Annotated in this window: 25 protein-coding genes and 1 tRNA gene; 2 read left to right on the top strand and 24 right to left on the bottom strand. The window is 49.4% G+C overall.

Translation table 11 applies throughout. From position 1 onward, the window contains the following. Nucleotides 1-12 precede the first annotated feature (12 nt). The 5 genes from gpmI to ABRS97_RS24350 form a co-directional block, all read right to left on the bottom strand. Nucleotides 13-1,551, bottom strand: coding sequence for a 2,3-bisphosphoglycerate-independent phosphoglycerate mutase (gpmI, locus tag ABRS97_RS24370; protein WP_367818326.1), 1,539 nt, complete (start codon nucleotides 1,549-1,551; stop codon nucleotides 13-15). A gap of 1 nt (nucleotide 1,552) precedes the next feature. Then, nucleotides 1,553-2,305, bottom strand: a complete 753-nt coding sequence (gene tpiA / locus ABRS97_RS24365; protein WP_367818325.1) for a triose-phosphate isomerase — start codon at nucleotides 2,303-2,305, stop codon at nucleotides 1,553-1,555. 89 nt (nucleotides 2,306-2,394) lie between these two features. Beyond that, the gene (locus ABRS97_RS24360) at nucleotides 2,395-3,576 is read right to left on the bottom strand and encodes a phosphoglycerate kinase (protein WP_367818323.1); all 1,182 of its coding nucleotides are present in this window, start codon (nucleotides 3,574-3,576) and stop codon (nucleotides 2,395-2,397) included. Between the two features lie 89 nt (nucleotides 3,577-3,665). After that, nucleotides 3,666-4,673 carry a type I glyceraldehyde-3-phosphate dehydrogenase gene (gene gap / locus ABRS97_RS24355; RefSeq protein ID WP_367818321.1) on the bottom strand — a complete coding sequence of 336 codons (1,008 nt, stop codon included), beginning with the start codon at nucleotides 4,671-4,673 and terminating at the stop codon, nucleotides 3,666-3,668. A 70-nt stretch (nucleotides 4,674-4,743) separates the two neighbouring features. Next, nucleotides 4,744-5,766 carry a sugar-binding transcriptional regulator gene (locus tag ABRS97_RS24350; RefSeq protein WP_367818320.1) on the bottom strand — a complete coding sequence of 341 codons (1,023 nt, stop codon included), beginning with the start codon at nucleotides 5,764-5,766 and terminating at the stop codon, nucleotides 4,744-4,746. Nucleotides 5,767-6,002: 236 nt separating this feature from the next. Between ABRS97_RS24350 and ABRS97_RS24345 the strand changes: the two genes are divergently transcribed. Then, a tRNA-Arg gene (locus ABRS97_RS24345) sits at nucleotides 6,003-6,074 on the top strand. A gap of 159 nt (nucleotides 6,075-6,233) precedes the next feature. Next, nucleotides 6,234-6,815 (top strand): ATP-dependent Clp endopeptidase proteolytic subunit ClpP, encoded by a 582-nt coding sequence (gene clpP, locus ABRS97_RS24340; protein WP_367818319.1) that lies wholly within the window; start codon nucleotides 6,234-6,236, stop codon nucleotides 6,813-6,815. A 689-nt stretch (nucleotides 6,816-7,504) separates the two neighbouring features. Here clpP and ABRS97_RS24335 read toward each other — a convergent pair. The 19 genes from ABRS97_RS24335 to hisG all read right to left on the bottom strand — a co-directional run bounded on the left by ABRS97_RS24335 (nucleotide 7,505) and on the right by hisG (nucleotide 26,947). Beyond that, the gene (locus tag ABRS97_RS24335; RefSeq protein WP_367818317.1) at nucleotides 7,505-9,268 is read right to left on the bottom strand and encodes a copper amine oxidase N-terminal domain-containing protein; all 1,764 of its coding nucleotides are present in this window, start codon (nucleotides 9,266-9,268) and stop codon (nucleotides 7,505-7,507) included. 186 nt (nucleotides 9,269-9,454) lie between these two features. Beyond that, nucleotides 9,455-10,366: a phosphotransferase gene (locus tag ABRS97_RS24330; protein ID WP_367818315.1), complete on the bottom strand. Its 912-nt coding sequence runs from the start codon at nucleotides 10,364-10,366 to the stop codon at nucleotides 9,455-9,457. After that, nucleotides 10,344-11,435: a phosphotransferase gene (locus tag ABRS97_RS24325; protein ID WP_367818314.1), complete on the bottom strand. Its 1,092-nt coding sequence runs from the start codon at nucleotides 11,433-11,435 to the stop codon at nucleotides 10,344-10,346. The genes ABRS97_RS24330 and ABRS97_RS24325 overlap by 23 nt, the downstream gene beginning before the upstream one ends. 303 nt (nucleotides 11,436-11,738) lie before the next feature. Next, the gene (locus ABRS97_RS24320; RefSeq protein ID WP_028555561.1) at nucleotides 11,739-12,008 is read right to left on the bottom strand and encodes an HPr family phosphocarrier protein; all 270 of its coding nucleotides are present in this window, start codon (nucleotides 12,006-12,008) and stop codon (nucleotides 11,739-11,741) included. A 141-nt stretch (nucleotides 12,009-12,149) separates the two neighbouring features. Next, the gene (gene whiA, locus ABRS97_RS24315; protein WP_367818312.1) at nucleotides 12,150-13,085 is read right to left on the bottom strand and encodes a DNA-binding protein WhiA; all 936 of its coding nucleotides are present in this window, start codon (nucleotides 13,083-13,085) and stop codon (nucleotides 12,150-12,152) included. 5 nt (nucleotides 13,086-13,090) lie between these two features. Further along, nucleotides 13,091-14,074 carry a gluconeogenesis factor YvcK family protein gene (locus ABRS97_RS24310; protein ID WP_367818311.1) on the bottom strand — a complete coding sequence of 328 codons (984 nt, stop codon included), beginning with the start codon at nucleotides 14,072-14,074 and terminating at the stop codon, nucleotides 13,091-13,093. A gap of 30 nt (nucleotides 14,075-14,104) precedes the next feature. Further along, nucleotides 14,105-14,992: an RNase adapter RapZ gene (gene rapZ, locus ABRS97_RS24305; protein ID WP_367818309.1), complete on the bottom strand. Its 888-nt coding sequence runs from the start codon at nucleotides 14,990-14,992 to the stop codon at nucleotides 14,105-14,107. Between the two features lie 79 nt (nucleotides 14,993-15,071). Further along, the gene (locus ABRS97_RS24300; protein ID WP_367818307.1) at nucleotides 15,072-16,022 is read right to left on the bottom strand and encodes an ROK family glucokinase; all 951 of its coding nucleotides are present in this window, start codon (nucleotides 16,020-16,022) and stop codon (nucleotides 15,072-15,074) included. A 165-nt stretch (nucleotides 16,023-16,187) separates the two neighbouring features. Further along, on the bottom strand, nucleotides 16,188-17,135 hold the full coding sequence (gene trxB, locus ABRS97_RS24295) for a thioredoxin-disulfide reductase (RefSeq protein ID WP_367818305.1): 948 nt from the start codon (nucleotides 17,133-17,135) through the stop codon (nucleotides 16,188-16,190). A 102-nt stretch (nucleotides 17,136-17,237) separates the two neighbouring features. Continuing rightward, a complete protein-coding gene (locus ABRS97_RS24290) occupies nucleotides 17,238-18,974 on the bottom strand; it encodes a tetratricopeptide repeat protein (RefSeq protein ID WP_367818303.1) in 1,737 nt (578 codons plus the stop codon). A 295-nt stretch (nucleotides 18,975-19,269) separates the two neighbouring features. Further along, nucleotides 19,270-20,220: a ribose-phosphate diphosphokinase gene (locus ABRS97_RS24285; RefSeq protein ID WP_367818302.1), complete on the bottom strand. Its 951-nt coding sequence runs from the start codon at nucleotides 20,218-20,220 to the stop codon at nucleotides 19,270-19,272. A gap of 75 nt (nucleotides 20,221-20,295) precedes the next feature. Then, nucleotides 20,296-21,102: a histidinol-phosphatase HisJ gene (gene hisJ, locus ABRS97_RS24280; RefSeq protein ID WP_367818301.1), complete on the bottom strand. Its 807-nt coding sequence runs from the start codon at nucleotides 21,100-21,102 to the stop codon at nucleotides 20,296-20,298. Between the two features lie 26 nt (nucleotides 21,103-21,128). After that, the gene (gene hisIE, locus ABRS97_RS24275; RefSeq protein WP_367818299.1) at nucleotides 21,129-21,797 is read right to left on the bottom strand and encodes a bifunctional phosphoribosyl-AMP cyclohydrolase/phosphoribosyl-ATP diphosphatase HisIE; all 669 of its coding nucleotides are present in this window, start codon (nucleotides 21,795-21,797) and stop codon (nucleotides 21,129-21,131) included. Continuing rightward, complete coding sequence (hisF, locus tag ABRS97_RS24270; RefSeq protein ID WP_367818297.1) at nucleotides 21,794-22,552, bottom strand: imidazole glycerol phosphate synthase subunit HisF; 759 nt, start codon at nucleotides 22,550-22,552, stop codon at nucleotides 21,794-21,796. Before hisF ends, hisIE begins: the two co-directional genes overlap by 4 nt. A 48-nt stretch (nucleotides 22,553-22,600) precedes the next feature. After that, complete coding sequence (gene hisA / locus ABRS97_RS24265; RefSeq protein WP_367818296.1) at nucleotides 22,601-23,335, bottom strand: 1-(5-phosphoribosyl)-5-[(5-phosphoribosylamino)methylideneamino]imidazole-4-carboxamide isomerase; 735 nt, start codon at nucleotides 23,333-23,335, stop codon at nucleotides 22,601-22,603. A gap of 19 nt (nucleotides 23,336-23,354) precedes the next feature. After that, complete coding sequence (gene hisH / locus ABRS97_RS24260) at nucleotides 23,355-23,960, bottom strand: imidazole glycerol phosphate synthase subunit HisH (RefSeq protein WP_367818295.1); 606 nt, start codon at nucleotides 23,958-23,960, stop codon at nucleotides 23,355-23,357. 1 nt (nucleotide 23,961) lies between these two features. Beyond that, nucleotides 23,962-24,570: an imidazoleglycerol-phosphate dehydratase HisB gene (hisB, locus tag ABRS97_RS24255; RefSeq protein WP_367818293.1), complete on the bottom strand. Its 609-nt coding sequence runs from the start codon at nucleotides 24,568-24,570 to the stop codon at nucleotides 23,962-23,964. Beyond that, nucleotides 24,571-25,857 (bottom strand): histidinol dehydrogenase, encoded by a 1,287-nt coding sequence (gene hisD / locus ABRS97_RS24250; protein WP_367818385.1) that lies wholly within the window; start codon nucleotides 25,855-25,857, stop codon nucleotides 24,571-24,573. Between the two features lie 451 nt (nucleotides 25,858-26,308). Continuing rightward, nucleotides 26,309-26,947, bottom strand: coding sequence for an ATP phosphoribosyltransferase (hisG, locus tag ABRS97_RS24245; protein ID WP_367818292.1), 639 nt, complete (start codon nucleotides 26,945-26,947; stop codon nucleotides 26,309-26,311). Nucleotides 26,948-26,954 lie beyond the last annotated feature (7 nt).

Genomic DNA, 26,954 nt, shown 5'->3' with positions numbered 1-26,954 from the left:
TCCTTATGAGGATTATCGTTTAAGGATCGTGGCTCCGGTCATTTGCTCCGGTTGCTGTACTTCCAAGAAGTCTAGCATTGTCGGGGCAATATCTGCCAAAATTCCGCCATCTCTTAGTGTAACAGATTTGTCCGTCACAATGAAAGGCACAGGATTCGTCGTATGCGCCGTGTTGCGTGTCCCATCCGGATTCGTAACAACGTCCGCATTGCCATGATCCGCTGTAATGCAGACCACGCCGCCTTTGGCGATGATAGCATCCACAACTTTGCCTAAGCACTCGTCTGTTGCCTCGATTGCTTTAACGGTTGGCTCCAGAAGTCCGGAGTGACCGACCATGTCTGGATTCGCAAAGTTCAAAATGATCACATCTTGACGCTCCGCTTCAATTTCCTGTACAACGGCATCCGCTAGCTCGTAAGCGCTCATCTCAGGCTTCAAGTCATAAGTAGCAACCTTCGGTGAAGGAATGAGCAGACGGGTTTCACCAGGTAATTCCTTATCACGACCACCGCTGAAGAAGAAGGTTACGTGCGGATATTTCTCTGTCTCGGCTGCGCGAAGCTGCTTCAGATTGTTCTGAGCAAGCACTTCACCGAGCGTGTTATCAAGGTTTTTAGGTTTATACGCTACGAAACCGTCTACGGATTCACTGAACAACGTCAGACAAACGTAGTAGAGGTTTTTCGGAGCTTTGTCCCCACGATCGAAACCTTGGAAATCTTCGTTCGTGAATACTTGAGAAAGCTGGATCGCACGGTCAGGACGGAAGTTGAAAAATACCATCGCGTCGCCTGACTCTACAAGTCCTACAGGTTTTCCATCTTCACCGACGATAACCGTTGGCATGACAAATTCGTCAAAAACAGATTTCTCGTAGGATTCAATGATCGCTTTCATTGGATCGGAGTAGGATGGGCCATCGCCATACACCATGGCGCGGTAGGATTTCTCCGTACGCTCCCAGCGCTTGTCGCGATCCATTGCGTAGTAGCGGCCTTGAACGGTCGCAATCTTGCCTACGCCGACTTCCGAGATCTTGTTCAGCAAGCTTTCCATGTAACTTCTCGCGGAATCAGGCGCTACGTCGCGGCCATCCAGGAACGCGTGGATGTACACATCGTCGAGCTGCTCCTTTTTCGCCAAATCAAGAAGCGCGAATAAATGCTGAATGTGGCTGTGTACGCCGCCATCGGACAGCAAGCCGTACAGATGAAGCTTCTTGCCATTCTCTTTGGCATGACGTACAGCGCCTACCAACGTTTCGTTGTCGTAAAATTCGCCGTCACGAATCGATTTCGAAATCCGAGTCAAATCTTGATACACAGTGCGGCCTGCACCGATGTTCAAGTGTCCTACTTCAGAGTTCCCCATCTGGCCTTCCGGCAAACCTACGGCCTCGCCGCAAGCAGTCAAGGTTGTATGTGGATAGGTCGACCAATAACGGTCGTAGTTTGGTTTTTTCGCATGAGCAACCGCATTTCCCTGCTCTTCCGAGCGCAGTCCGAAGCCATCGAGAATGATGAGTGCTACCGGTTTGGGTCTGGACATGTTACTTCGCCCCCTGGACGAGTTGGATGTAGGAAGCAGGCTCTAAGCTCGCTCCGCCTACAAGCGCGCCGTCGATGTCAGGCTGTGCCATGTACTCGGCAATGTTGTTCGGCTTCACGCTGCCGCCGTATTGGATGCGAACTGCATCTGCTACGGATGTGCCGTATAGACCGCTCACCAGCTGACGGATGTAGCCGATAACATCTTGTGCATCTTCAGCTGTGGAGGATTTACCAGTGCCAATCGCCCAAATAGGCTCATAAGCGATAACGACTTGCGCCGCTTGCTCTGCACTAAGGCCTTGGAAAGCCGCTTCCGTTTGCACTTTGCAAACGTCTTTGGTTTGGCCTGCTTCACGCTCTTCCAACTTCTCGCCAACGCACAGGATCGGAGTCAAGCCGTGTTTGAACGCGGCTGCGACTTTTTTGTTCACGATCTCGTCGGACTCAGCGAAGTAAGCTCTACGCTCGGAGTGACCGATGATAACGTACTCTACACCAAGGTCTTTCAACATCACGCCGCTGATTTCGCCTGTGAATGCGCCATTGTCTTCGAAGTGCAGGTTTTGTGCGCCTACATGAAGGGATGTGCCTTTCGCAGCTTCAACCAGTGCAGGCAGGTTCGTGAACGGAGAGCAGATTACGCTCTCTACACCTTCTACCGTGCTGCCTTTTACTTCGTTCACGAAACTAACGGCTTCGGAAACGGTTTTGAACATTTTCCAGTTACCCGCGATAATGGGTGTTCTGCTCATGGGTGGAACCTCCTAAAAGTTTTTCGCCAGAAAAACTGACTTCGTAAGCATGTGCTCTGTTTTCGCCAGAAAAACTGGCATCGCCGAAACTATTTATCGTTCAAGGCCACTACGCCTGGCAATGCTTTGCCTTCCATGAATTCCAAGGAAGCGCCGCCGCCTGTGGACATATGGTTCATTTGCTCAGCCAAATGGAATTTCTCTGTTGCGGCAGCGGAATCACCACCACCGATAACGGTGTAACCATCCGTCGTTGCACACGCTTGCGCTACTGCAAGCGTACCGTGAGAGAAAGGCTCGATTTCGAATACGCCCATCGGTCCGTTCCAAACAACCAGTTTGGATTTTGCGATAACGTCTGCATAAAGTTCACGCGTTTTCGGTCCGATGTCAATGCCTTCCCAACCAGCAGGAATGCCGTCGATGTCAACGATTTGCACGTTCGCATCAGCACTGAATTTATCAGCCACCACGATATCCACCGGAAGCAGGAAGTTCACACCTTTTTCTTTTGCTTTTTCAATAAAGCTAAGTGCCAAATCAAGCTTCGAATTGTCCAGAAGCGATTTACCGATTTCATAGCCTTGTGCTTTCAAGAATGTATAGGACAGACCTCCGCCAATAAGGACGTTATCTGCAATGTTCAGGAGGTTCTCAATGACAGCAATTTTGTCTTTTACTTTGGATCCGCCAACGATAGCTGTGAAAGGACGCTCTGGGTTGTTCAGCGCTTTGCCTAGAACATCAAGCTCTTTCTCCATCAAAAGGCCGGAAACAGCTGGAATATACGCTGCGATGCCTGCAGTCGAAGCATGTGCACGGTGAGCAGCACCAAAAGCATCATTCACGAACAAGTCAGCCAGATCAGCGAAAGCTTTCGCCAACTCTGGATCATTCTTCTCTTCACCTTCGTTGAAACGAACGTTTTCAAGCAAAAGAACATCGCCATTTTCAAGCGCATCCACTTGTGCTTTCACGATTTCGCCAACGGATTGATCCGCTTTGATTACGTTTTGACCGAGAAGCTCCGCCAATTTCACAGCAACTGGCGTCAAGCGAAGCTCTTCAACAACTTGACCATTAGGACGTCCAAAATGTGCAGCAAGAATGACCTTAGCGCCTTCCTTTACTAAGAACTTAATCGTAGGCAGCGTTTCTCTGATCCGTGTATCGTCTGTAATTTGTCCATTTTCCAAAGGAACGTTGAAATCAACGCGGACAAATACTCTTTTACCAGCTACTTCAACATCGCGAACACTTTTCTTATTCATGGTCAAACGCCTCCTGAACATTTATAGGTAAAATCGCACATAAAGAGGAGAATCGCTTCTCCTCTTTATACAAGTTTGCTAATTATGAATTACAGACCTTTTTTTGCGATGAAAGCTACCAAGTCAACTACACGGTTGGAGTAGCCCCACTCGTTATCGTACCAGGAAACCACTTTCAGCATGTTGTCGCCAACTACCATTGTGGACAAAGCGTCGATTGTGGAGGAAGCTGGATCTCCGTTGAAGTCGCTGGATACAAGCGCATCTTCTGTATAGTTCAGAATGCCTTTAAGAGGGCCTTCGGAAGCTGCTTTCAAAGCTGCGTTTACTTCGTCAACAGTTACGTTAACTTTCAATTCAACAACCAAATCTGTTACGGATACGTTAGGTGTAGGAACACGCATTGCCATACCGTTCAATTTGCCTTTCAATTCTGGCAGAACCAGACCGATTGCTTTTGCTGCGCCAGTGCTTGAAGGAATGATGTTCTCAGCTGCTGCGCGAGCACGGCGAAGATCTTTATGAGGAACGTCAAGTACGGATTGGTCATTTGTGTAAGAGTGAACAGTTGTCATCATACCTTTTACGATACCGAAGCTATCGTTGATAACTTTCGCGAAAGGAGCCAGACAGTTTGTTGTACAAGAAGCATTGGAGATAATTGTGTGAGCTGCTGGATCGTATTTATCTTCGTTAACGCCAAGTACGATTGTGATATCTTCGTCGGAAGCTGGAGCGGAAATGATAACTTTCTTAGCTCCGCCTTTCAAGTGAAGGGCTGCTTTTTCTTTCGCTGTGAAAATACCAGTGGATTCGATAACGATTTCTGCGCCTACAGATGCCCAAGGCAGGTTCCCAGGGTCACGCTCAGCAAAAACCTTGATGGAACGGCCGTTAACGATCAATTCGCCTTCGCCAGCTTCAACTGTAGCGTCTAGTTTACCGTGAGTTGTGTCATATTTGAGCAAGTGAGCCAGTGTTTTAACGTCTGTCAGATCGTTAACTGCAACGATTTGTACGTCAGAGTTGTTCAAAGCTGCGCGAAACACGTTACGACCAATACGTCCGAAACCATTAATACCTACTTTTGTTGTCATAGCCAATTCCTCCTAAGATTAAAAAAATAATATTTCAAGACGAAGTCTAGAAGACTTACGTCATGATGTCTTAGACATGCTTCATGATTTCCAATGCGGCTGCCTCGTCAGTCACCAGCACCTTCTCCTGTCCGTGACGGAGCACAGAAGCGATCGCTTCCCCTTTGCTCTTGCCGCCAGCCACGCCAATCACCACTTCAGTGCGCTGCAGGTCTTCGAGTCGAAGTCCCACCGTCGGCATCTTGTGAACCACATTCCCTTGTCGGTCAAAATAGTACCCGAATGCTTCCGCTAGAGCGCCATCAGCTTGTAGGCTGCGCGTCGTCTCGCTATCGACCTTGCGTCTGCGAGCCATGACCATAGCATCTCCGATTCCGTGTACAACGATGCGACAACTGCGTACAGCTTCCACAACTTCACGAATCTGGGGATCCTGAATGAGCGATTGGTACGCTTCCTCGCCAAGATGATCCGGAACATGCAGTAATCTGTATTTCCCGCCAGTCTTCTTAGCCATAATAGAAGCTATCGTATTCGCCTGCATATCCACGCTTTCGCCAAGCCCTCCGCGTGCCGGTACGAACCAGCTTCCTTTCATGCGAGACGAAATCGCTAAGCTGTTTGCAATCTGCGCCATGGTCGATCCGCCGGTTACAGCGATGATATCGTCTTTGGCTACATACTTGCGAAGCGCCGCCGCTCCCGCTCGTCCGAGTTCTTTCTTCGTAAACGAGGAAACATCGGAGTCTCCAGGGACGACAGTGACTTGTGCAATCCCGAACGCCTGGCGAATGCTCTCTTCCAAGTCCGTCAAGCCAAAAGCCAGCTTAATGATCGGCTCCATCGCTTCCAGCAATTGAAGGCCGGACTCGCTGATCTTCATGCCGGTTGCATCGGTCTCAAGCAAGCCTTGCTCTTTGAGGAAATCGACCTCGCCGCGAAGCACGCGCTCTGTCATATCCAACGAAGAGGCCAACGTCCTTCGGCCTACGACACCGGAAACCAATATATGCCGCAGGATCGAGTAGCGTTTTTTCATAGTGTCCATTAAATCTGGCAAGAGCTGTTTCTGAATGTCAAGAATTTCTCTCATATGACGACGACAACGCTCCTGATCCCGTGTATTGGACGTTTTATGTCCCGGGTATACATTTTACGTCCCACCCGGACGAAAAAAAATTTCCTTACACGCTTATTATAACCAATCTCTTGCCGAGATTCAACAATTGTTCAAACTTTTTCGTCAAATAATACTGAAAAGGCTTACGTCCTTGCTTTTTTCCTACAGCTGTCTTATAATAACCCTTGCTTCGCTTTTTTAATAGCCATGCGCCCGTGGTCCAATGGATATGACGTAGGCCTCCGGAGCCTGAGATAGGGGTTCGATTCCCTTCGGGCGCGTCCACGATGAAGGAAATCAGTTGAAAAACTGATTTTTTTTGCCGTTAGTTTGACCTTTCTTGACCTTTGGACGTTTTTTCGTTATCATACTTGTAGATACTGTTAATAGTATACGCATCAACCATTTGAACCATGTACCCATTGAAGGAGGTAATTCTCATGAGTTTTATCCCTATGGTCGTAGAACAGGACGCGCGCGGTGAAAGAGGGTATGACATCTACTCCCGATTGCTGAAGGACCGCATCATTTTCCTCGGCACTGGCGTTAACGATGTTGTCGCCAATTCCATCATTGCCCAGCTGCTTTTCCTGGCCGCACAAGATCCTGATAAAGATATCAGCCTCTACATCAACAGCCCAGGTGGTTCCATCACAGCCGGTATGGCGATCTTTGACACGATGCAATTCATTAAACCGGACGTATCCACGATTTGCGTCGGCATGGCTGCTTCCATGGGCGCTTTCCTGCTTACTGCAGGCGCCAAAGGCAAGCGCTTTGCGCTCCCGAATAGTGAAGTCATGATCCACCAACCGCTCGGCGGCGCTGAGGGGCAAGCTTCAGACATCGAGATTCGCGCGAAGCGCATTTTGAAGATGAGAGACAACCTGAACACAATCCTTGCGGAACGCACAGGACAAACGTTTGAGCGGATTGAGAAGGACACAGATCGCGATAATTTCATGAGTGCTGCGGAAGCGGCCGAATACGGACTCATCGACAAAGTCATTGAGCGCGTGTAACTAATAAAAACACTGACCTCAGCATTATGCAGAGCGTCAGTGTTTTTATTTTGCCCCAAAACGGCTTACATCCCGACGATCGTATACGCTGCAACTACGTTAGAGACTGTGCTTAAATCCAATGCCACAATTGAGGGTTTGCCGGTGCTACATGCATGAACGGGAACACAAGCGACGTCAGGATAATGGCAGAATACCGGATACATTTCGGCCTCCGCATGCTTCGCAAGAAAACCGAGGAGGTACTGCCGGACCGCCTGTTCCCCATGCACAGCGTTATCGACGGAACTACGATGCCTTATTCCACGGCAACGCCCCTTTTCTCCCCCTGAAGAGGAACTAGGGTGCGTTAAATGAGCGAAAACGTGCCTAGAACCCAGCATTTCCTGCTCATAAGGTACGGTAGTTCCGCGAAACGTCCCTACAACCGAAAACACCGCCTCTTAACGCACCTACGTTCCGCTCATCCGTACAAAAAGACGTTCACTCGCAGATCGAGGTGGTATTTCAATACGCCAAACCGCTGTGGCACTTCCGGATCTTCTACGCCCATCCTGCCAAATGCTCGTGCCACACGATGCGTACGGAATCTCTCCGCTCTGCGAGCTCTTCATACACACATACCTGACGACGTATGTTTCCTACTAAAAAGAGAGCGCCTTAAGCGCCCTCCTGCTCTAAAACACAATTTATTTTTTTTCATCCAACGGATAGAAAATTAGATCGATTGGAAATGCCGAGCCCGCCGGCGGCGTAAACTCGATATCCAACGCGTCTTCCTTGCCTGTCGTGCGCGCAAGCACTTCCATGCCGTCGAACGCCGTGATAACGCCCGAGGCTGGAACCGGGATGATTTCCCCGTTAATTTTGAACGGTCCTTTGAAGACACCGCCTTTGGCCATGATCATAACAGCCATCTTGCGCGGTTTATCAGCATGAATCTTGTACACGACGCCGTAGTTGCCGCCGTTTTCTACATTCTGCTTCCTCATCACGTCATATCCCTTGACGAACGGATCCGTTTTGTTATCCCCAATCGATAGCACGGATGTCTTGTTAAAGGATGTCGCATCTATATCCCATTTGATCTCCGAAACCGGGAACGATCCCCGAACATGGCCCGTGTAACCCAACAAAGGCAGTTCCTGAACCGTAGTCGGCGTCAGCTTCAGATCAGTAACCGCGAACGAAATCTGCAGCTCTCCATCGGTTTCAATATCATAGAACAAGTTCACGCCTTGGCCTGGATAGAAATCCGGCAACTTCGCATACACATACGTTTGGTGTGGAGGTACGGTCAGTTTCTGATCATAAACATTGTTCAGCAAGAAATCTACGGACGCCTCACTGCCAATCAAATTGGCATAGACCGAAGGGTAAACCTCGCCTTTGTTCGTCGTTTGGATCGTAATCGGCTTATCGCTGTTATTGGTTGCGAAAATCGCCATGGTCATTTTCTGCTTCGTGCCATTAATATGATCAGCGTAAAGTCTGCCTTTGCCGTTGATTGTATCTTGGTAGAGAATCCCTCTCTCCGTAAACTCTTCCGGACTATCGCTTACTAACAGCTTACGGTCAGTAACTTCCGTTACTTTCTTAGGCAGAGCGGCCATTTCGTTAAAATGGGACCAAATCGTTCCCCAGTCTGACTTGATGAACCCGCCAACCGGCTTCGTATAGATCGGATACTCTACTTCATTTAGATAAGGCTCATTTGTAACCGTGACAAAGCTTTTGAAAACTTGGCTCACATGTCCATGACGATCAGACACTTGGAGGGTAACCGGATATTTCCCGGCTTTGAAAAATACTTCTTTATTGCCAACCCAGTCGTAGGAAGCAATGCCTTCGGCATCGGGATCATAGCTCAAATCGACATATTTCACAGGCTCTCCAAGTCGGTATGTCGGCTTCGCAGTCGCGAACTTCGCAACAGGCCGGGAGTTGCTGTCTTGATCGATGTAGATGCCTTCAGGTGTCTGAAAATGCACGATTTCTACACGACGCAGCTCCGTGTTATACGTGTATTTCGCACCCATGTAGTCCGCCAACCAGGTCAGCTTCACTAACAGCTTGCCATCTACGATGGCTGCTACCGAATCAAATGGTACATCTACACCATTCGTAGTCACCTTCTTATGATCAGCATCAAGTACGATATCATAGCCTGAAGGCGTCATTTGAATCGTTCGCGTAATATCGCTCCACTCTACTTTGAAACTCATCGTATCCCCGAGGAATTTAGCCGGAACAAACGTGCTGCCATTAATGATGGTAGCCGGAGCATCCAAATGAATCTGCTCCTCATTCACGAAAGCTTCTGACTTGTCGATATACAGTAAAATTAAGGACGAACTTGCTGATACGGCCTGTGCGGCAGGCGCCGTGAACGTACTGGCTATAAAGACGAGAATCGCCAGCAGCAGGGTAATCTCTTTTCTTTGCGATTTCATGCTCTTACTCCTTTGAGGGTTGAATAATATGCGGGCAAGAGTTGGCAGGCAAGAACCGCGACTTTTAAAACGGCAAAAAGCCCTATCCATCTATGACCACGTTTATTAGACGTTCGCCTAGTGAAAAGGTTTCTTATTCGCCAGTTTGTTAACAAATTTGCCACGAATTATCAAAACATTTCCAAATCATAGCATGGAACTTAAAGCTTTTACGTATTTGTCAATCGATTTAGTGTCAGGAAGCGCCTCTATTAGTGTACCCCTCTTCTTATTTAAACGAATCGCCCGAACAATTGGATACGGCACATGCAGCAGTGCGAATAACAGATGCCTGTCTTCGCTGCTTAGCGGCCTTTTACGATCGTAGTAATCAATCCATCGTACCATTTCCTCGCCGTTCCACGAATAATTCCGATGCAGAATATGAGAAAGATCCGTCATTCTTGCCTGTAAGGATGTGTTCTCAAAATCAATAAGATGGATGCTTCCCTTACGATCCAGCACCAAGTTCGGATAATTAAAATCTCCATGTGCAAAAGCACCTAAAGATGCTTCGCGATTCATCGCCTCTACACTCTTAGGTTGATTGAGATATTGGATAGCCTCATCGCAAAGGGCTGTGAATGCGCCGAGCTCCCCTAACTCTTGCTGTTCGCTTAAAGTTAGACGATACCCCTCGATCAGGCTTTGCAAATAGGCATATCGGTCTCTGCCTGCAGGCACGTCTTGGAGCACGATCCCTTCCGCATGACGATGGAAAGCAGCCAAGGTGCGAATCGTTTTCTTCCATTCCGGGCGATCATTAAAGTCAGGTGACCTTCCTTGCACCCAGTTGGTCACCATATACGGCTTCTCTTTCCTTTTCATCCATTGCGCTTGGGTCTTAGACATAACAATTCTTGGGCCATAAGGAAATCCCGTTTCCGCTAAATGAGTCATCACACGAGCAATAAAATCAACCTCCGGTTCAGGAATGTCAAAGCTTTTGCTGCAAAGCAATCGTCCTTCATCCGTAAGTAACCGGTATACATCGCGGATTTTCGTTCTTTTGCTGAGTGTTACAGGGTACGCTTCCTCAATATCCTTGATGATTGACAAGGCCAATTCCCCCCTCATTCGGAATGAGGGCGGGCTGAGAAGCTTCAACCGGAGTTTCTTCCAGTTCCTGCGGCGGCTCTTGCGGCTGTTTCGGAAGCTGCTGCGCCCACGTATCCATCCATTGAATCACGTCTATACGCTGTGACCACGAGTCTTTCAAACCTTGAAAGACCGCTGAGCGCACGCCCCCCCGGCTCTGACGAGCGGCAATCCACGCTTCTCGCGGCAGCCGGAAAAAGGCTGCTATAATCTGTCTTTCTTCCTGAGCAAGCGGACGGATTCGCTCATAGCCGACCAGGAGCGCATTCATGTATGTGGCCGAACAATGCGTAACATTGTTCAAGGTTTTGGCTAGCTCGTAATAGGCCGAGCCTCGTCCTGTAAATTCCCAATCTACCAGGTAGACCTCCTTCTCATTGACGATCACATTCGGGATTGTGACATCGCCGTGCAACAGTGAGGAGCGCTCGCACCGCAGAACACTCTGAATGTCAGGCCGCCGCAATGTGCTCCACGCCTCTTCCGCCAGCCGGATGCATGGATCCCCATACATCTTGAACCATCGGCCGGCCGCATGCTTTTCTTTCCGCACCGCCCGCAAATGGCGCCTGAACAACCGGTACTCCTGCTGAAAGAATCTGATTTTTCGTTTTGTGTAGGAGGGCGACAGCAATGCCTTGCCCCGCGAAATCTGGTGCAACCGACCAAGCGCTTCGCCAAGCCTCACATAATCTTCTTCGTTTCCTTCTAGTTTGGAACCCTCTATCCAGTCTGAGATATAAAAGAGCTGCCCCTTATGTCGGACCCAATGCTTACGATTATTCGTCGTATGCCATTGCGGCATGTTAGTAAAGTGATGCTTCTTTAGCCAAACCATATAGGCATGCACGCGATCGAGCCGCGCCTTCGCCCCCTTAAACGGTTTCAACAAAACATCGCCTTTATCTGTAACAACATGATACGCGGCTTCTTTTCTGTAAAGCGTTCGGCAAGCTTCAATTTTTAAAGAACGCATGCCATATTGCATGACAATCGAGTTAAACCATCGATTCGACTTTGGACGATCCATGGATTGACTGCCTCCCGTCATCAACTTCGTCGCCATCATTATCCTATTAAGTTTATGTAAACTTAGGGCAAAAGGAGATGGTGTCACCGATATTTGGGCGTACCCATTCTCTTCTCTGGGTAAACCAAAAAGAAGCTAAACGTGTAAGATACACATCTAGCTTCTTTTTGGCAGAGCGTCTTATTGTAAACAGCAATGCCTAAGCAATCCACAATATACCACTGAGGAAAGTCGTTTCCGTAATGAAAACTTACCCTTGCTATGAAGGCAAAAAAGCTTCCTCTCCAGGAAGCTTCTGACGAATTATTGGTTCTCCAACTCTTCCTTGCTTACTAATGTGACTAAAGCGTTTACAGCCTGCTCGGCGTCCGATCCTTCTGCACTTATGAAGACTTCGGTCCCTGTACTGATCGCAAGGCTCATAATTCCCATGATGCTTTTCGCATTCACTTTCTTCTCATCTTTTTCAACGAAGATTTCAGATGAAAACTTATTTGCCTCTTGAACAAACAATGCCGCAGGTCTGGCATGAAGTCCTGTTCTCAACTTCACAACGACTGGCCGTCTGGACATGGAACTAATTCCCCCTACTCGAGCTTATATGAACTACTATTGATAACAGTGCAGATACCCTATGTTTTAACATTATAGCATTTTTCACTCAAGTACACTAGAAAAAATGAGAAAAACTTGCGCAAGCGCTGTACGAGTGCTTCAAGATTGCGAATTTCGCAGTTTTTCAGCTAATTCATCAATTTTCCGCAGACGATGATTAACACCGGATTTGCTTACACTTCCCTTAAGCATATCGCCAACTTCTTTTAGATTCATATCGGGATGCTGAAGTCTGATTTCAGCGACCTCTCTGAGCTTTTCGGGCAGACTCTGAAGACCTACTTCACGCTGTAAAAGACGGATATTCTCGATCTGCCTAACTGCTGCCCCGATCGTTTTGTTCAAGTTCGCAGTTTCACAATTCACAATGCGATTCACCGAATTCCGCATGTCCTTCATAATGCGAACGTCTTCAAAACGCAGCAGCGCCTGATGCGCCCCTATGATACTAAGGAACTCGGTAATTTTCTCGCCTTCTTTGATATAAAGCACAAACCCTTTTTTGCGCTCGATGGAGCGAGCATTCAAATCGAATTTGTTCGCGAGTTGGGACAAGGCCCGACAATGTTCCTCATAAATGGAGGCAATCTCCAAATGGTAGGAAGAACCCTCAGGACTGTTCACAGATCCGCCCGCTAAGAAGGCTCCGCGCAAGTAGGCACGCTTACAGCAATTGCCACGAATGATCTCCTTCTCAATACCAGGCGTAAACATGAAGCCCTCGGAGACGATTTTCAGATCGCTCAGCAGCTCCTGAACGCCAACCGGCACCCTAACCATGTATACATTGTTTTTTTTCAAGCGCATTTTCTTGCGTACAAGCAGTTCAATGTGCAACTGGTACGTCTTCTTGAGCAAGGTGTAGATTCTTCTTGCAATAGCGGCATTTTCAGTAGAAATATCGAGAATGACACGTTGATTGGATAACTGCACAGAGCCATTCATCCGAATCAATGCAGAGAGCTCTGCTTTTTCGCAGCAGGCGTCTGTTTCGATTAGGGTTAGTTCTTTTTTGGTTGTTGCCGCAAAGGACAAAGGTCTCACCTCTTCCTTGACATCCAGCTGTCAACGAGCTGATAAATATGGTCACTCAACTTCTCAGCGTCGTGCCGCAGATAGGTACGGAACAACACAAGCCGGTCCGCAATAACCCGGTATCCCCGCTTCGTCACTTCATCTAGATCCAGATGGACGGCCTTCGAGCCCTTCTCCGCATATTTCGCCTGGACTTGGGGAGGAATTTCACCGTTATTCACAATAACATAATCGAACAAATGATGCCCTAAGTGATCATGTATGGCATCCAGGTGATCACCAACCGAATAGTCGTCGGTCTCTCCAGGTTGCGTCATTACATTACAAATAAAAAGCTTGACCGCTTCCGATTTCATAATTTCTTGCGCAACCTGGGGAACCAGCAAATTAGGCAGCAAGCTGGTGTACAAACTCCCCGGACCGCACAGAATTGCATCGGCTTCCCGAATAGCCAGTATCGCTTCGGCAAGAGGCGCCACATTGGGCGGTTCAATGAAAACGCGCTTAATTCTTCCCTCTGCCTTGGGAATTTTGGATTCACCTTCAACTAAAGTGCCATCTTCCATTTCTGCTTTCAGTACGATCGCTTGACTGGAAGCAGGCAGCACTCTGCCTCTGACAGCGAATACGCGATTCATTTCCTGTACAGCTGTGACGAAGTCCCCCGTAATATCTGTAAGTGCTGCCAATATTAGATTCCCCAGACTATGCCCGGCTAATCCCGTTCCCGATTGAAAACGATACTGGAGCATAAGTGCCAAAAGAGGTTCCACATCCGCGAGTGCTGTTAACACGTTGCGGATATCACCGGGAGGAGGCATTTGCAATTCCGTCCTGAGGATGCCCGAGCTGCCCCCATCATCCGCAACGGTAACGATTGCAGTGATATCTACCGGTTTTTCCTTCAGTCCCCTTAGCATGACAGAGAGACCCGTACCACCGCCAATCACGACGATTTTGGGCGTTCGATGCGCATGTTCACGTTTCATTCTTCTTCACCCTCTTCATCGTGAGACTGCCTAACCGCGGTCCCGCTCCGCATCTCGATGGCTTACACGTACCGCTTCCGTCTCGCCGTTGCCGAGCACATTACCGAGATATTCGGTAATCGCGACGGACCTATGCTTGCCTCCTGTGCACCCGATTCCAACGACAACTTGGCTCTTGCCTTCCTTCTTGTACTGCGGCATGAGGAAGTTCAGCATATCAAGCAGCTTCGTAAGGAATTCCTGCGTTTCGGTCCATTTCATCACATAGTCATACACGTCGGCATCTTGACCGGTTTGCGGGCGAAGCTGTTCCACATAGTGTGGATTCGGCAAAAAACGGACATCGAAGATTAAATCGGCATCAATCGGGATCCCGTATTTAAACCCAAAGGAGATTACATTTATAGATATGCGGTCCGATTCCAAATTGGTAAACCGGGAAATAATTCTTTCTTTCAGTTGTACGGGCTTCAACGTGCTTGTATCAATGACTTGCGTTGCCAAGCCCTTCAGCTCCTCAAGCAGCTTCCGCTCTAGGCCAATGCCTTCAAGCGGCGCTCCATTCGGGGCCAACGGGTGACGGCGGCGGCTTTCCTTGTAACGCTGCACGAGAGTAGCATCGGTCGCGTCCAGAAACAATATTTCATAAGTCAGCGTGTAATCTTCTTGAATAGAACGAAGTGATTCTTGAAGCGCCGTGAAAAACTCACGCCCCCGCAAATCAATCACTAAAGCTACTTTGCCGATTTTCCCCATGGACTGTTCAATCAATTCAGCAAACTTAGGAATAAGTACCGGAGGCAAATTATCGACGCAGAAAAATCCGAGATCCTCGAGACTTTGCACAGCGATCGTTTTACCAGCACCCGACATTCCTGTGATAATGACTAATTTCGCTAAAGGGTGGTTCTCTTCCATCGATTGCACCTTCCTTTGACGTGCGTTTCAAGGGGCAAGACGAACAAGCCTCGAGCCATGCACGAACTTCATTTGCAAGCTAACGCAAATTCAAGCCTGCAGCACCAACAACGCCAGCATCGTTACCGAGAATAGCCGGAACGATTTCAACACCGTCTTGGGCTGCTTCAGGCGTGTATTTCTTAAACGTTTCGCGAATCGGGTTGAACAGGATTTCGCCTGCTTTCGAAACGCCGCCACCAATAATGAAACGCTTAGGGTTGATTACGACTGCCATTGCAGCCATCGAACGTCCGAGATAGTACGCAGCACGATTAACGATACGCAGTGCTACTTCATCTCCGGATTTCGCTGCATCGAACACTTGTTTAGCCTCGTCGATCTTCTCGTGCAAAGCAAGCGAAGTGCGTTCTCCCCGCTCTACCGCATCATTCGCCATGCGAATGATACCTGTCGCAGATGAAACGGTTTCCAGACAGCCAACTTGACCGCAGCCGCAAACGATCGCTTCAATATCCGGCACGATTGACATATGACCAAGCTCCCCTGCCATACCGGCGGAGCCTTGATAGATTTTACCATTAATAATAATGCCGCCACCCACGCCTGTTCCCAGCGTGTAGCACACCACATTCGGGATGCCCGCTCCAGCGCCCGCCCAAGCCTCGCCCAGTGCGGCTACGTTAGCATCGTTATCGATTTTGACTGTTTTGCCGAGAAGAGCTTCAAGCGATTTCTTCGCAGGGACATTGCGCCATTGCAAATTAGGCGAGAATTTGACGAAGCCCTCAGGAATATCCATGAATCCTGCAAGCCCTGCACCAATACCAGCCACTTGCTCCCATTCAAACGGAGAATCTTGGACAATTTGGCGCACATACTGGGCAATGCGCTCAAGCACAGCGTCAGGGCCATGCTCCGCGCCAGTAGGTCCTTCATAAGTATGAAGCAGTTTTCCCTGCTCGTCGCAGAGACCGACTTTAATATTGGTTCCACCTAAATCTACACCGATATAAATCTGATTTGACATTGCAAGGTCACCTCTATGAATAATCATAAAATTTTCGGGCACATAAGCTCCTGTACCAACTATAAGACAAGGTTGTATAGAGGTCAAGATTCAACAATAACTCTATATAACTGCAAAAACGTGGAGAGATTAGCCCTCCACGTTCCATCTACGGATTCAGACGAATTACAGCGTCTGGCTCCAATCATGCACAATGTGACCTTCAAGGAATTTCTCTGCTTCCAGCGCAGCTGCACATCCGCTGCCTGCCGCTGTAATCGCTTGGCGATATTTGGTGTCTTGCACGTCACCGCAAGCGAAAACGCCCGGAATGTTCGTTTCTGTCGTGCCTGGTTTCACAACAATGTAACCATGCTCGTCAGTATCGATTTGGCCGCCGAGGAACTTCGTATTCGGCGTATGGCCGATCGCTACGAAAATACCATCGGTTTCAATGATTTCTTCCTGACCCGTCTCATTGTTTTTCACTTTAAGACCGGTTACCCCTTTTTCGCCGGCAACGACTTCAAGCGGTGTATTGTTCAGAGACCATTTCACTTTCTCATTGCCGCGAGCGCGATCCTGCATGATCTTGGAAGCACGCAGCTCATCGCGACGATGTACAAGTCGAACTTCAGAAGCAAAGCGTGTCAAGAAGTTCGCTTCTTCCATCGCGGAATCGCCGCCGCCGACAACGATAATCTTTTTACCACGGAAGAAGAAACCGTCACATGTTGCGCACGTGCTTACGCCGCGGCCAATATTTTCTTTTTCGTTCGTAATGCCAAGCAGTCTGGCCGAAGCGCCCGTGGAGATAATCAGCGTTTCTGTTTCGATCTCGCCAAGACCTTCGACTTGGAGCTTGAATGGACGATTCGTCAGCTCTACGGAGTTGACCCAACCGGTTTTAAACTCCGCACCAAAGCGCTCTGCCTGTTTGCGCATATTTTCCATGAGTTCCGGACCCATGATGCCTTCAGGAAACCCTGGGAAGTTCTCTACTTCGGTAGTAGTGGTCAGCTGACCGCCTGGTTCTGGACCTTCAATGACAAGCGGGCTCAAGTTCGCGCGAGCCAGATAAATGGCTGCTGTTAGACCGGACGGTCCTGTTCCTACAACGACTGATTTGTACATATGGTTTCCCTCCTAGTGGTTGATTCGTTCTCTGTGGGCAGTCAGTGCCGCCTTAGATAATATAGTAAGAAAGCGAGCGTTCTTGGAAGAAAAGCCCTGCCGTCAAATACTCGTGAATTTTTGGAAAATGGCTTCCATTTTCACACGCAGCCCGCAAGCCTCATCGATCAGCTTCACGTTGCGGCTGACAGTCGAAACTGTGACGCCGTAACGGGCAGATACTTCCTGATACGAGATGGCGCGGCGGTGCATTTTGGCGATCAAATATTCCAACGCCGCTGCCCAGCCTTCAGATTTCTGGATTTTTGGCACAGCCGGGTAAATCTTCGTCAAAAACTCAACCCACAAAATTTCCAAGTCATACTGCTGAATCATATCGTAACGTTTATGCATATGTGAAAGTGCGGTTTCCATGACATGCTGCCACTTCGCATCCCAAATTGGCAGCTGAGGAGAATAAGGAGACGCCTCTACCATGATCTCTTTATTTTCGAGAAAGGCAGGCAGCGAATCACGAATTCCCATACTGCGAAGCACGAAAATCGCAACTTTTTTCAAATAGTCGTCTTCCTGACGCTCCATAATAAAAGCTTGCAGAGCATCCCTGACCTCATTGTCGGCAATCAGGCCAAAAGCTTGAATAACCTGAAGCTTCGTATCCATATCCCCATGCCGCAATGCCCAAAAGAAGGACGAGCGCACAAGCGGATCTTTTTTCAATTGTTCGGGAATGCCCTGCGTGGACTTCTCCAACACCCGGAACTGCTCCTCAAACGGCAGGTGATAGTGATAGCTCCAAGTCGGAGGCGTCTCGCTTGTTGTCCGCGTACGAAGCTGCTCCAGATAAAACTTAGAGATCTCCGTGCCGGGATCTAGCTTCTCCACCTGCTTCCACTGACGCTGCGCTTCGGCGTAACGGCCAATATGGCACGCTGCGACAGCTGCGTAATGATAGAGGCACGGATCTGAGCCGCCTTCTCCCGCCTTCAGCAAACGCTTGAACAGGTGATAGGCTTTCTCGTGTTCCCCTAAAATCCCCATCGTCGTGGCAAGCTTGAACACATGATCGTGCTGATAAGGGAATGTCTTGCGCAGCAGATCAACGAGTTCAGCCAGTTCCACTTTATTTCCGAAATGCTGGTGAAAAATAGCCAGATTACAAAGCGCATGCAGATTACCTTGGTCAATCTCCAGCACTTCATGTATGGTCTTCATCGCCTTCTCAAACTGGCCCATATAATAATAGGCTAAGGCGAGATTATTGCGGGCGGCCGTAAAGTCCGCATGCTTCTTGACGATCTTCTCCAGCTGTCTTACCGCCTCGGCAAACTTGCCTTCTTCCAGCAAAGCTCGGGCTTTATCATGCTCGAAGAGCCCTTCTCTACTCTTGATGCTAGTGAGAGGGGCTGGACGCTCGAGTTCGTAGCTCAGCATTTCCATCATTTCTTCGGATTCGTCCATGAACTGTCCGGTTGGGTCATTTTCGAGATATTGGACTAAGGCTCGCTCCGACAGCTCGTAATTCTCCATGTTGGCGTAATTGTTAGCCATATAAAAATAACATTCCGTCATCGTGGGATCGATGACATCAAGAATATGCTGCAAAATTTGGTTCGACTCTTCATAATTGCCCATCTCGGAGAGAACCCCCGCGAGGTTGCAGTGATTCACAGGATTATCCTGCTCATACTCTGCTGCCCGCCGGAAATATTTCAATGCCTTATCATAATGAAACCGATCCAAAGATTGAACCGCTCTCTCGAAAAAGAATGCGGCATCCATGTTAATTGATATGACTTTAGGCTTTGACACTTCGGATACACGCTTAATCTTTTCCATAGCAAGACACCTCCGGCGCAATTTGGATGATACACCTCAAATTATACCATAGATCGCCCGGAAGCCAAAAACATTATCCGAAGTGAACCGGTTGCCCTGTTCTGCAAAGTAAAATCAGTGTTTTAAAAGCCGGCTTTCAAAACCAAGAAGGTTGGACAAAGTCTGAGGAGCGAGGAACGGAGCGTAGAGGTTTTCTACGTGAGTACCGCAGTTCCCAGACTTTGTTCAAGATTCGACGCCGAATCCACTCCCAGAATATGCCTCGTTTTCAAAGTCGTCTTTTAAAACTTCCTTCTTAAACGCCGCCGTATTTGAAGAGGGAGGAGAGGGAACCCCCATCATTAATAATTCGAATCGCATCGGACAACAACGGCGCTACGGAAAGCACCTTGAACTTATCGGAATGATCATCAGGGATAGCAATAGAATCCGTTATGATACATTCCTTAATGTTCGGATGATCCAGGCGTTGCAGCGCTGGTCCGGAAAACACAGGATGCGTCGCACAAATGTAGACGTCGTGCGCTCCTCTTTCTTTGAGGCCTTCTACTACGTTAACAATCGTAGTTCCCGTATCGATTAAATCTTCAATGATAATCGGCGTGCGGCCAGCAACATCACCAATGACATGCGTAATCACGGATTCGTTGTGCGCAGGGCGCTTTTTGATCATCATGGCAAAAGGCGCATCAAGGATGTTCGCCATTTTCTCTGCGGTAGTTGCACGTCCGGCATCTGGAGAAACGATAATCGGGTCAACCAGATTTTTCTTTCTGATACAATCACTGATCACATCAAGAGCTGTCAGATGATCGACAGGAATATTGAAGAAGCCTTGAATGGCAGGCGCATGAAGGTCAATCGTGACAACACGTGTTGCTCCTGCAGCGCTGAACAGGTCGGCTACTAATTTTGCAGAAATAGGCTCACGCGGAGCAGCTTTACGTTCTTGGCGCGAGTAACCATAGTAAGGGATGACAAGGTTGATCGTTCTTGCAGAAGCTCTTTTCGCCGCATCCATCATGACCAAGAGTTCCATCATGTGCTCGTTGATCGGATGGGAGAAAGTTTGTACCAGGAATACGTCACAGTTACGAATCGTTTCTTCGTAAAGGCAGTAAATTTCTCCGCTTTTGAAACGGGATAGTTTGATTTGTCCAAGCGGCTGGCCGAGCTCTTTACAAATACGTTCCGCAAGCTTCGGATTCGAAGATCCGGAAAAAATTTTAACATTGTCGCTATACATGGTTAATGGCTACCTCCGAAGGTTCATTAAATAAATTATTCATGCTTTATTCATTATACATGAAACGTGTCGAATTTAAAAAGTAACCAGATGTCGTTTTCTTGCGGAAAATGTGGCTATTTCGTTAAATCCAATGGATTTTAGCATCTCTCTTGCCTGGTCCAAATATTGGGACAACCGCGCGGGTTGATGCGCATCCGACCCTATCGTCAAAGGGATTCCCACCTTATGGCAATACTCGAGCATGCGCCTGCTTGGAAACATCTCTTCACAGGGCATCCGCAGCCCTGACGCATTAAGCTCAATGGCAAGATCGCACGCCTTGACGGTGTCGAGCGCTGCTTTCTCCAGCTCCCACGGATCGCGATCCGGCTTGTAGCCAAATCGCTTAATCACATCGATATGACCAATATAATCGTACAATCCGGTTTGAGCCGCTTTCTTCACTGCATCGTAGTATTGCGTATACACCTGATAAATATCCTTACCTTCCCAGCCAGCCACTTGCCTGAAATCGGAGATATCCCACTCACCCAGAAAATGAACCGAACCGATGACATAATCCCACGGATACGCTTTGATAATTGCGGCAATCTCCGATTCATAGCCTTCGATATAATCGCCCTCAAGCCCGACGCGGATATCGATTTGATCCTTGTATTTCGCTTTAAGATGAAGGCACTCTTCGACATAGCGGGGCAGCTCATCCATCGGCATGGCCATCTCGGGCCAATAAGTCGCAGGGTCCACATGCAAAAGCGGCATATGATCCGACAGCCCTAATTGCGTGAGCCCGATCTCGATGCCGCGTTTGACGTATTCCTCCAGTTCCCCGGAGGCGTGACCGCAGCGCACATGATGTGTATGATAGTCAATCAACATCGTGATATCACTCCAGGTCTTTGTATTTATTTTTTCACGTGTCTGTTAGCTAGCTCTTTCATAATATCATCTAAAGGCAGTCGGTTGTTGCGCAAAAGCACCATTAAGTGAAAAATAAGATCGCTGGCTTCGTAACGAAGCTCGTCATTATCTTTATTTTTCGCCGCGATGATGACCTCGGCCGTTTCTTCGCCGACTTTCTTCAAAATCTTATCGACCCCTTTTTCGAAAAGGTAGGTCGTATAAGCACCTTCCGGACGCTCCGCGTCGCGAGAAGCAATAACAGCTTCCAGCTCGCCTAGAATCGCAAAACGCTCACCGGACACGGAAGCAGCGGAATCCGCCGAAGCAGGAGCTGAACCCTCCGTTTCCAACGGAATGTTCGTTGTGAAACAACTGTAAGTCCCATTATGGCAAGCGGGTCCTACTTGATCGACAAGCACGAGCAGCGTATCCGCATCGCAGTCGTAGCGAAGTGCCTTGACCTTTTGCGTGTGGCCGGAAGTAGCGCCCTTGTTCCACAGTTCCTGACGGGAACGGCTCCAGAACCACGTGTCTCCGGTTTGAAGCGTGCGTTGCAGCGACTCACTGTTCATGTAAGCGAGCATAAGTACTTCTTTGCTAACGGCATCCTGCACAACAGCAGGAACCAGGCCATGTGTATCGTATTTAATCGTATCTATTGCGAATGTCATCGAATTTCCACTCCTTTGCCTTTAAGGTCGTCTTTGACCCCTTGAATCGTTAACTCTTTATAGTGAAAAATCGTGGCGGCCAGTCCAGCGTCGGCTTTTCCTTCGGTGAAAACATCGTAGAAATGCTCTGCTTTCCCCGCTCCGCCGGAAGCAATCACAGGTATCGACAACAGCTCAGATACAGCGCGCGTCAGCTTTAGGTCAAAACCGTCTTTTGTACCGTCCGCATCCATGCTGGTCAGCAAGATTTCTCCTGCGCCTAGCTGCTCCATCCGCTTTGCCCACTCCAACGTCTTGATCCCTGTAGCATTGCGCCCTCCGTGGGTAAACACTTCCCACTCGCCCCATTCTGCGTTGAACTTCGCATCAATCGCGACGACTACGCACTGGGAACCAAACTTGCGAGCCCCGTCAGATACAAGCTGCGGATTGCGAACAGCCGCTGTGTTAATCCCAATCTTGTCTGCGCCGGCGCGAAGCAGCCGTTTCATATCGTCTACACTGGATATACCGCCGCCCACTGTAAATGGAATTGTAATTTCGCCGGCTGTTTGGCGGACGACTTCAACCATCGTCGCCCGGCCTTCGACTGAAGCTGAAATGTCTAGAAACACCAGCTCATCGGCGCCTTCTTTATCATAAATCGCAGCAAGCTCTACAGGATCGCCTGCATCGCGCAAGTTAACGAAATTAACGCCTTTGACCACCCTGCCGTCTTTGACGTCTAGGCAAGGTATAATTCTTTTGGCTAACATGATGGGCACCTCCATCTGGGTTATCGTGCATGTTTCAATAGATTTGACTTAACGGGAAACTTGTTTCACAGCTTCTCTCAGGTCAATGCTGCCTGTGTACAACGCTTTGCCTACAATCGCTCCGCCTACGCCGCCCTCCGCATGCTCAGCAAGGCGCACCAAATCATCCATCTGGCTCACACCGCCGGACGCGATAACTGTTTGCCCTGAGATCTTGGCCAGCTGCGCAATAGCTTGGGTATTCGGGCCTTCCATCATGCCATCACGGGAAATATCCGTGAAAATGAACGTTTTGGCGCCGCGCTCTGCCAGCTCGACTGCGAGGTCTTCGGCTTTCACCTGCGACGTTTCCAACCAACCGCGCGTAGCGACATAACCGTCACGCGCATCGATGCCGATCGCAATTTTCTCACCATGTTTGGCAAGCAGGCTGTATACGAATTCGCGATTTTCAATGGCTGCCGTGCCAATAATGACACGCGATACGCCTAATGAAAGCATATGATCAACATCCTGCTCTGTACGCAGTCCGCCGCCGATTTGCACTGGCACCTTCACGGATTGCGCGATTTGCCCGATCAGCTTGTCATTGACCGGATGGCCCGCTTTGGCTCCGTCCAAGTCAACCAGATGAATCCATGACGCGCCTTGCGCTTCCCAAGCCTGAGCAACCTCCAGTGGATTCGTGTTATATACCGTCTCTTGGTTGTAATCCCCTTGCACCAGACGAACACATTTCCCATCGCGAATATCAATCGCCGGGTAAATTATAAATGATGACATAAGTTCTGATTCCGCTCCCTTACTTGCACATTTTCAAAAAGTTATTAAGCAGCTGCATACCGATATCGCCACTTTTTTCCGGGTGAAACTGCATGCCGTACACGTTATCTTTGCCGACGATAGCCGTCACTGGCTGATGATAGTCCGTCACCGCAAGCAGGTCGCTCGCGCGTTCTGGCTTGGCATGATACGAGTGCACGAAGTACACGTGCCCTTCCTCAATGCCGCGGAAAATCGGGCTATCGCCTTGCTTGTAGCTCAAGCGATTCCAACCCATATGCGGCACCTTGTAATCGCCGCGGAAGCGAACAACCGCGCCGGGCAGCAGCCCTAGCCCCTCATGATTGCCATGCTCCTCGCTACTAGAAAACAGCAGCTGCATGCCAAGGCAAATGCCCAGCAGAGGCTTGCCGGATTCCGCATAGCGGAGAACCACATCCTGCAGTCCCGACTCGCGCAGATGCTCCATCGCATCGCCGAAAGCGCCGACGCCAGGCAAAATCGCCCCGTCTGCAGCCAGGATCTGTTCTGCGTCACCCGTCACAACCGCCTCATAACCGAGACGCTCAACGGCTTTGCTCACACTGTGTAAATTGCCCATGCCATAGTCAATAATCGCAATCATCCTAGAGCACCCCCTTCGTCGAAGGAACCCCCTGCACGCGAGGATCAATCGATGTCGCTTCATCCAGCGCACGGCCCAAAGCTTTGAATACCGCTTCGATCATATGATGCGTATTATGGCCGTAGTGTACGATTACATGCAGCGTAATGCGCGCTTCCAACGCCAGCTTCCACAAAAACTCATGCACCAGCTGCGTGTCGAAGCTGCCCACGTTTTGGGACGGATACTGCGCACGGTACTCAAAATGCGGACGATTGCTGATATCGATCACAACTTGAGCTAACGCCTCATCCATCGGAACGAACACGCTGGCATACCGTTTGATGCCCTTTTTATCGCCAAGCGCTTCACGAAGTGTCTGTCCGAGACAGATCCCGATATCTTCCACCGTATGATGGTCGTCGATTTCAATATCGCCTTTGGCTACAACGTTCAGATTGAACTGCCCATGCTTCGTGAAAAGATCGAGCATATGATTCAGGAAGGGTACATCCGTTTGAATTTCGGAAATCCCCGTTCCATCGACTTGAAATGCAAGAGCAATATCGGTTTCATTCGTTTTACGGGCAACGCTCGCCGTGCGGACTGCCGCCTGATTTTGTTCAGCCATCTATTTCAACTTCCCTTCCTTCTTAAGTCTGATCTCAACCGCTCTGGCGTGGCCTTCCAGCCCTTCGTTGCGGGCCAGTGTCATAATCATCTCACCATTCGCGATCAGAGCTTCCTTGCTATAGTGAATAACGCTTGATTTTTTCGTAAAATCGTCCACGTTCAGCGGCGATGAGAACCGCGCCGTGCCGTTCGTCGGCAGTACGTGATTCGGCCCGGCGAAATAATCGCCCACCGGTTCCGTACTGTAGGCGCCAAGGAATATGGCTCCTGCATTCTCAATCCGCGGCAGCAGGTTGAAAGGCTCCTGAACAAGCAGCTCACAATGTTCAGGCGCCAAACGGTTAACGACTTCAACCCCCTCGTCCAAGCTATCCACGAGGAGTATCGCTCCTTTGGTAGCTGTCGACACAGAGGCGATTGCTTTCTTCGGCAGCACATCCAGCTGACGCCAGAGCTCCAGCTTCACTGATTCAGCCAGCTCCTGCGAAGGTGTCACCAGGATCGACGGTGACATCTCGTCATGCTCGGCCTGCGCAAGCAGATCGGCCGCAATATATGCCGGGTCCGCGTGCTCATCCGCCAGCACAACGATGTCGGTCGGCCCGGCGATCATGTCGATGTCGACGACGCCGAACACGAAGCGCTTCGCTAGCGCGACGTAGATGTTGCCGGGCCCGACGATCTTGTCGACCGGCGGGATCGATTCCGTGCCGTAGGCCAGCGCGGCCACGGCCTGCGCCCCGCCTACGCGGTAAATCTCTTTCACACCCGCTTCGGCTGCCGCCACAAGGATGTGCGGGTTAATGCCTTCCTCGCCCGCGGTGGCCGGAGGCGTCACCATCGCGATCTCCGGCACCCCTGCGACAATCGCAGGGATGGCGTTCATAAGCACGGAGGAAGGGTAAGCCGCCTTCCCTCCGGGCACGTACAATCCGACCCGCTTCAGCGGTCGGATGACTTGGCCCAGCAGGCTGCCATCCGGCTGCAGGTCCATCCATGAATTGCGTTTCTGCTTCTCATGAAACGCACGAATGTTGGCGGCGGCCTGTCGCAGCGCCGCCAGGAATGCGGCGTCCACCTGCGTGTACGCCGCCTGTATTTCTTCGTCGCTGACGCGAAGCTCAGCGACGGTTACGCGGTCGAACCGCTGCGCCATCTCGCGCAGCGCGGCATCTCCGTCCTGCCGCACCTCATCGATGATGCGGCGGACGGCTTCATTTTGCTCCGGTGAGCCGTACTCGACCTCGCGCTTCAATTGAAATTCCGAGGCGGGAATGATCCGCATCTTCATCATCCTTTCTTCCTAGTTTATGTTGAACTAATGATTCTCTTGTCCGTAAGCTCTATTGGTTAAAACAGAAGGACTGCGTTAAACCTCTGAAGCGGAACGTCAGTTCCTTATTAATAGGAAAACGGCTGGAAATGTGAAATTACAGAACGTAAGTTCGTTGTTTGAGGGGAATTGGTCTTTTGAATGTCTAAACCATTGAAATAAGAAGTACCCTAGTTCCCGCTGCTCAGCCAATTAGACGGTTTTGGGAAAATAACGCACCCTAGTTCCTCCTAAGAATCCCCCGATTGTATATTGTAGAGCCGTATTCAATAGCTTGTAGGTGCTCAAGTGAAAGCAGTCGGCAATCGGCATTGAGTACGAAGAGTATCATTCGTTCAACCGTTCTAGCCTAATCGTTTGCTCATTTCCAAGTCATTCACTCTACATTCACCGTTTCATGCGGCTAAACCTTCGTCTGTACCGGCAATACGGCCTGCAGCATATCGCATAAACGCTGAATCGATTCATTCTTCATCCGGTAGCTGACCCGATTGGCAATCAATCGGCTCGTAATTTGAAAAATTTCCTCTTGCTCCACAAGTCCGTTCTCGACAAGCGTCTGGCCGGTTTCGACCATATCCACGATACGGTCTGCAAGGCCAATTAGCGGCGCCAGCTCGATCGAACCGTTCAGCTTGATAACTTCAACCTGCTGCCCTTGCTCACGGAAATATTGCGAAGCGACATTCGGATACTTCGTCGCCACTCGCGGATTGATGACCGGCTTCCAATCCGGAAGTCCGATAACGGACATCCGGCAACGTGCGATGCCCAAATCCAACAGCTCGTAAACGTTGCGATTCTCCTCCATCAGCACATCTTTACCAACAACGCCGATATCGGCAACACCGTACTCCACGTATGTCGGGACATCGACTGGCTTGGCAAGAATAAACTCCATTCTCGCTTCCGGAACTGGAATGATCAGGCGGCGCCCTTCTTCCAAATCCTCTGGAATCGGCAATCCTGCCTTATGAAACAGCTTTGCTGCTTGTTTATATATACGGCCTTTCGGCATTGCTACCTTCAATATATCGTCCATCCTGCCC

The sequence above is a fragment of the Paenibacillus tabacirhizosphaerae genome (genome assembly GCF_040812395.1).
GTDB lineage: Bacteria > Bacillota > Bacilli > Paenibacillales > NBRC-103111 > Paenibacillus_E.
Note: the sequence above shows the minus strand (reverse complement) of the source record. Positions and strands in the feature narration are given on the sequence as shown.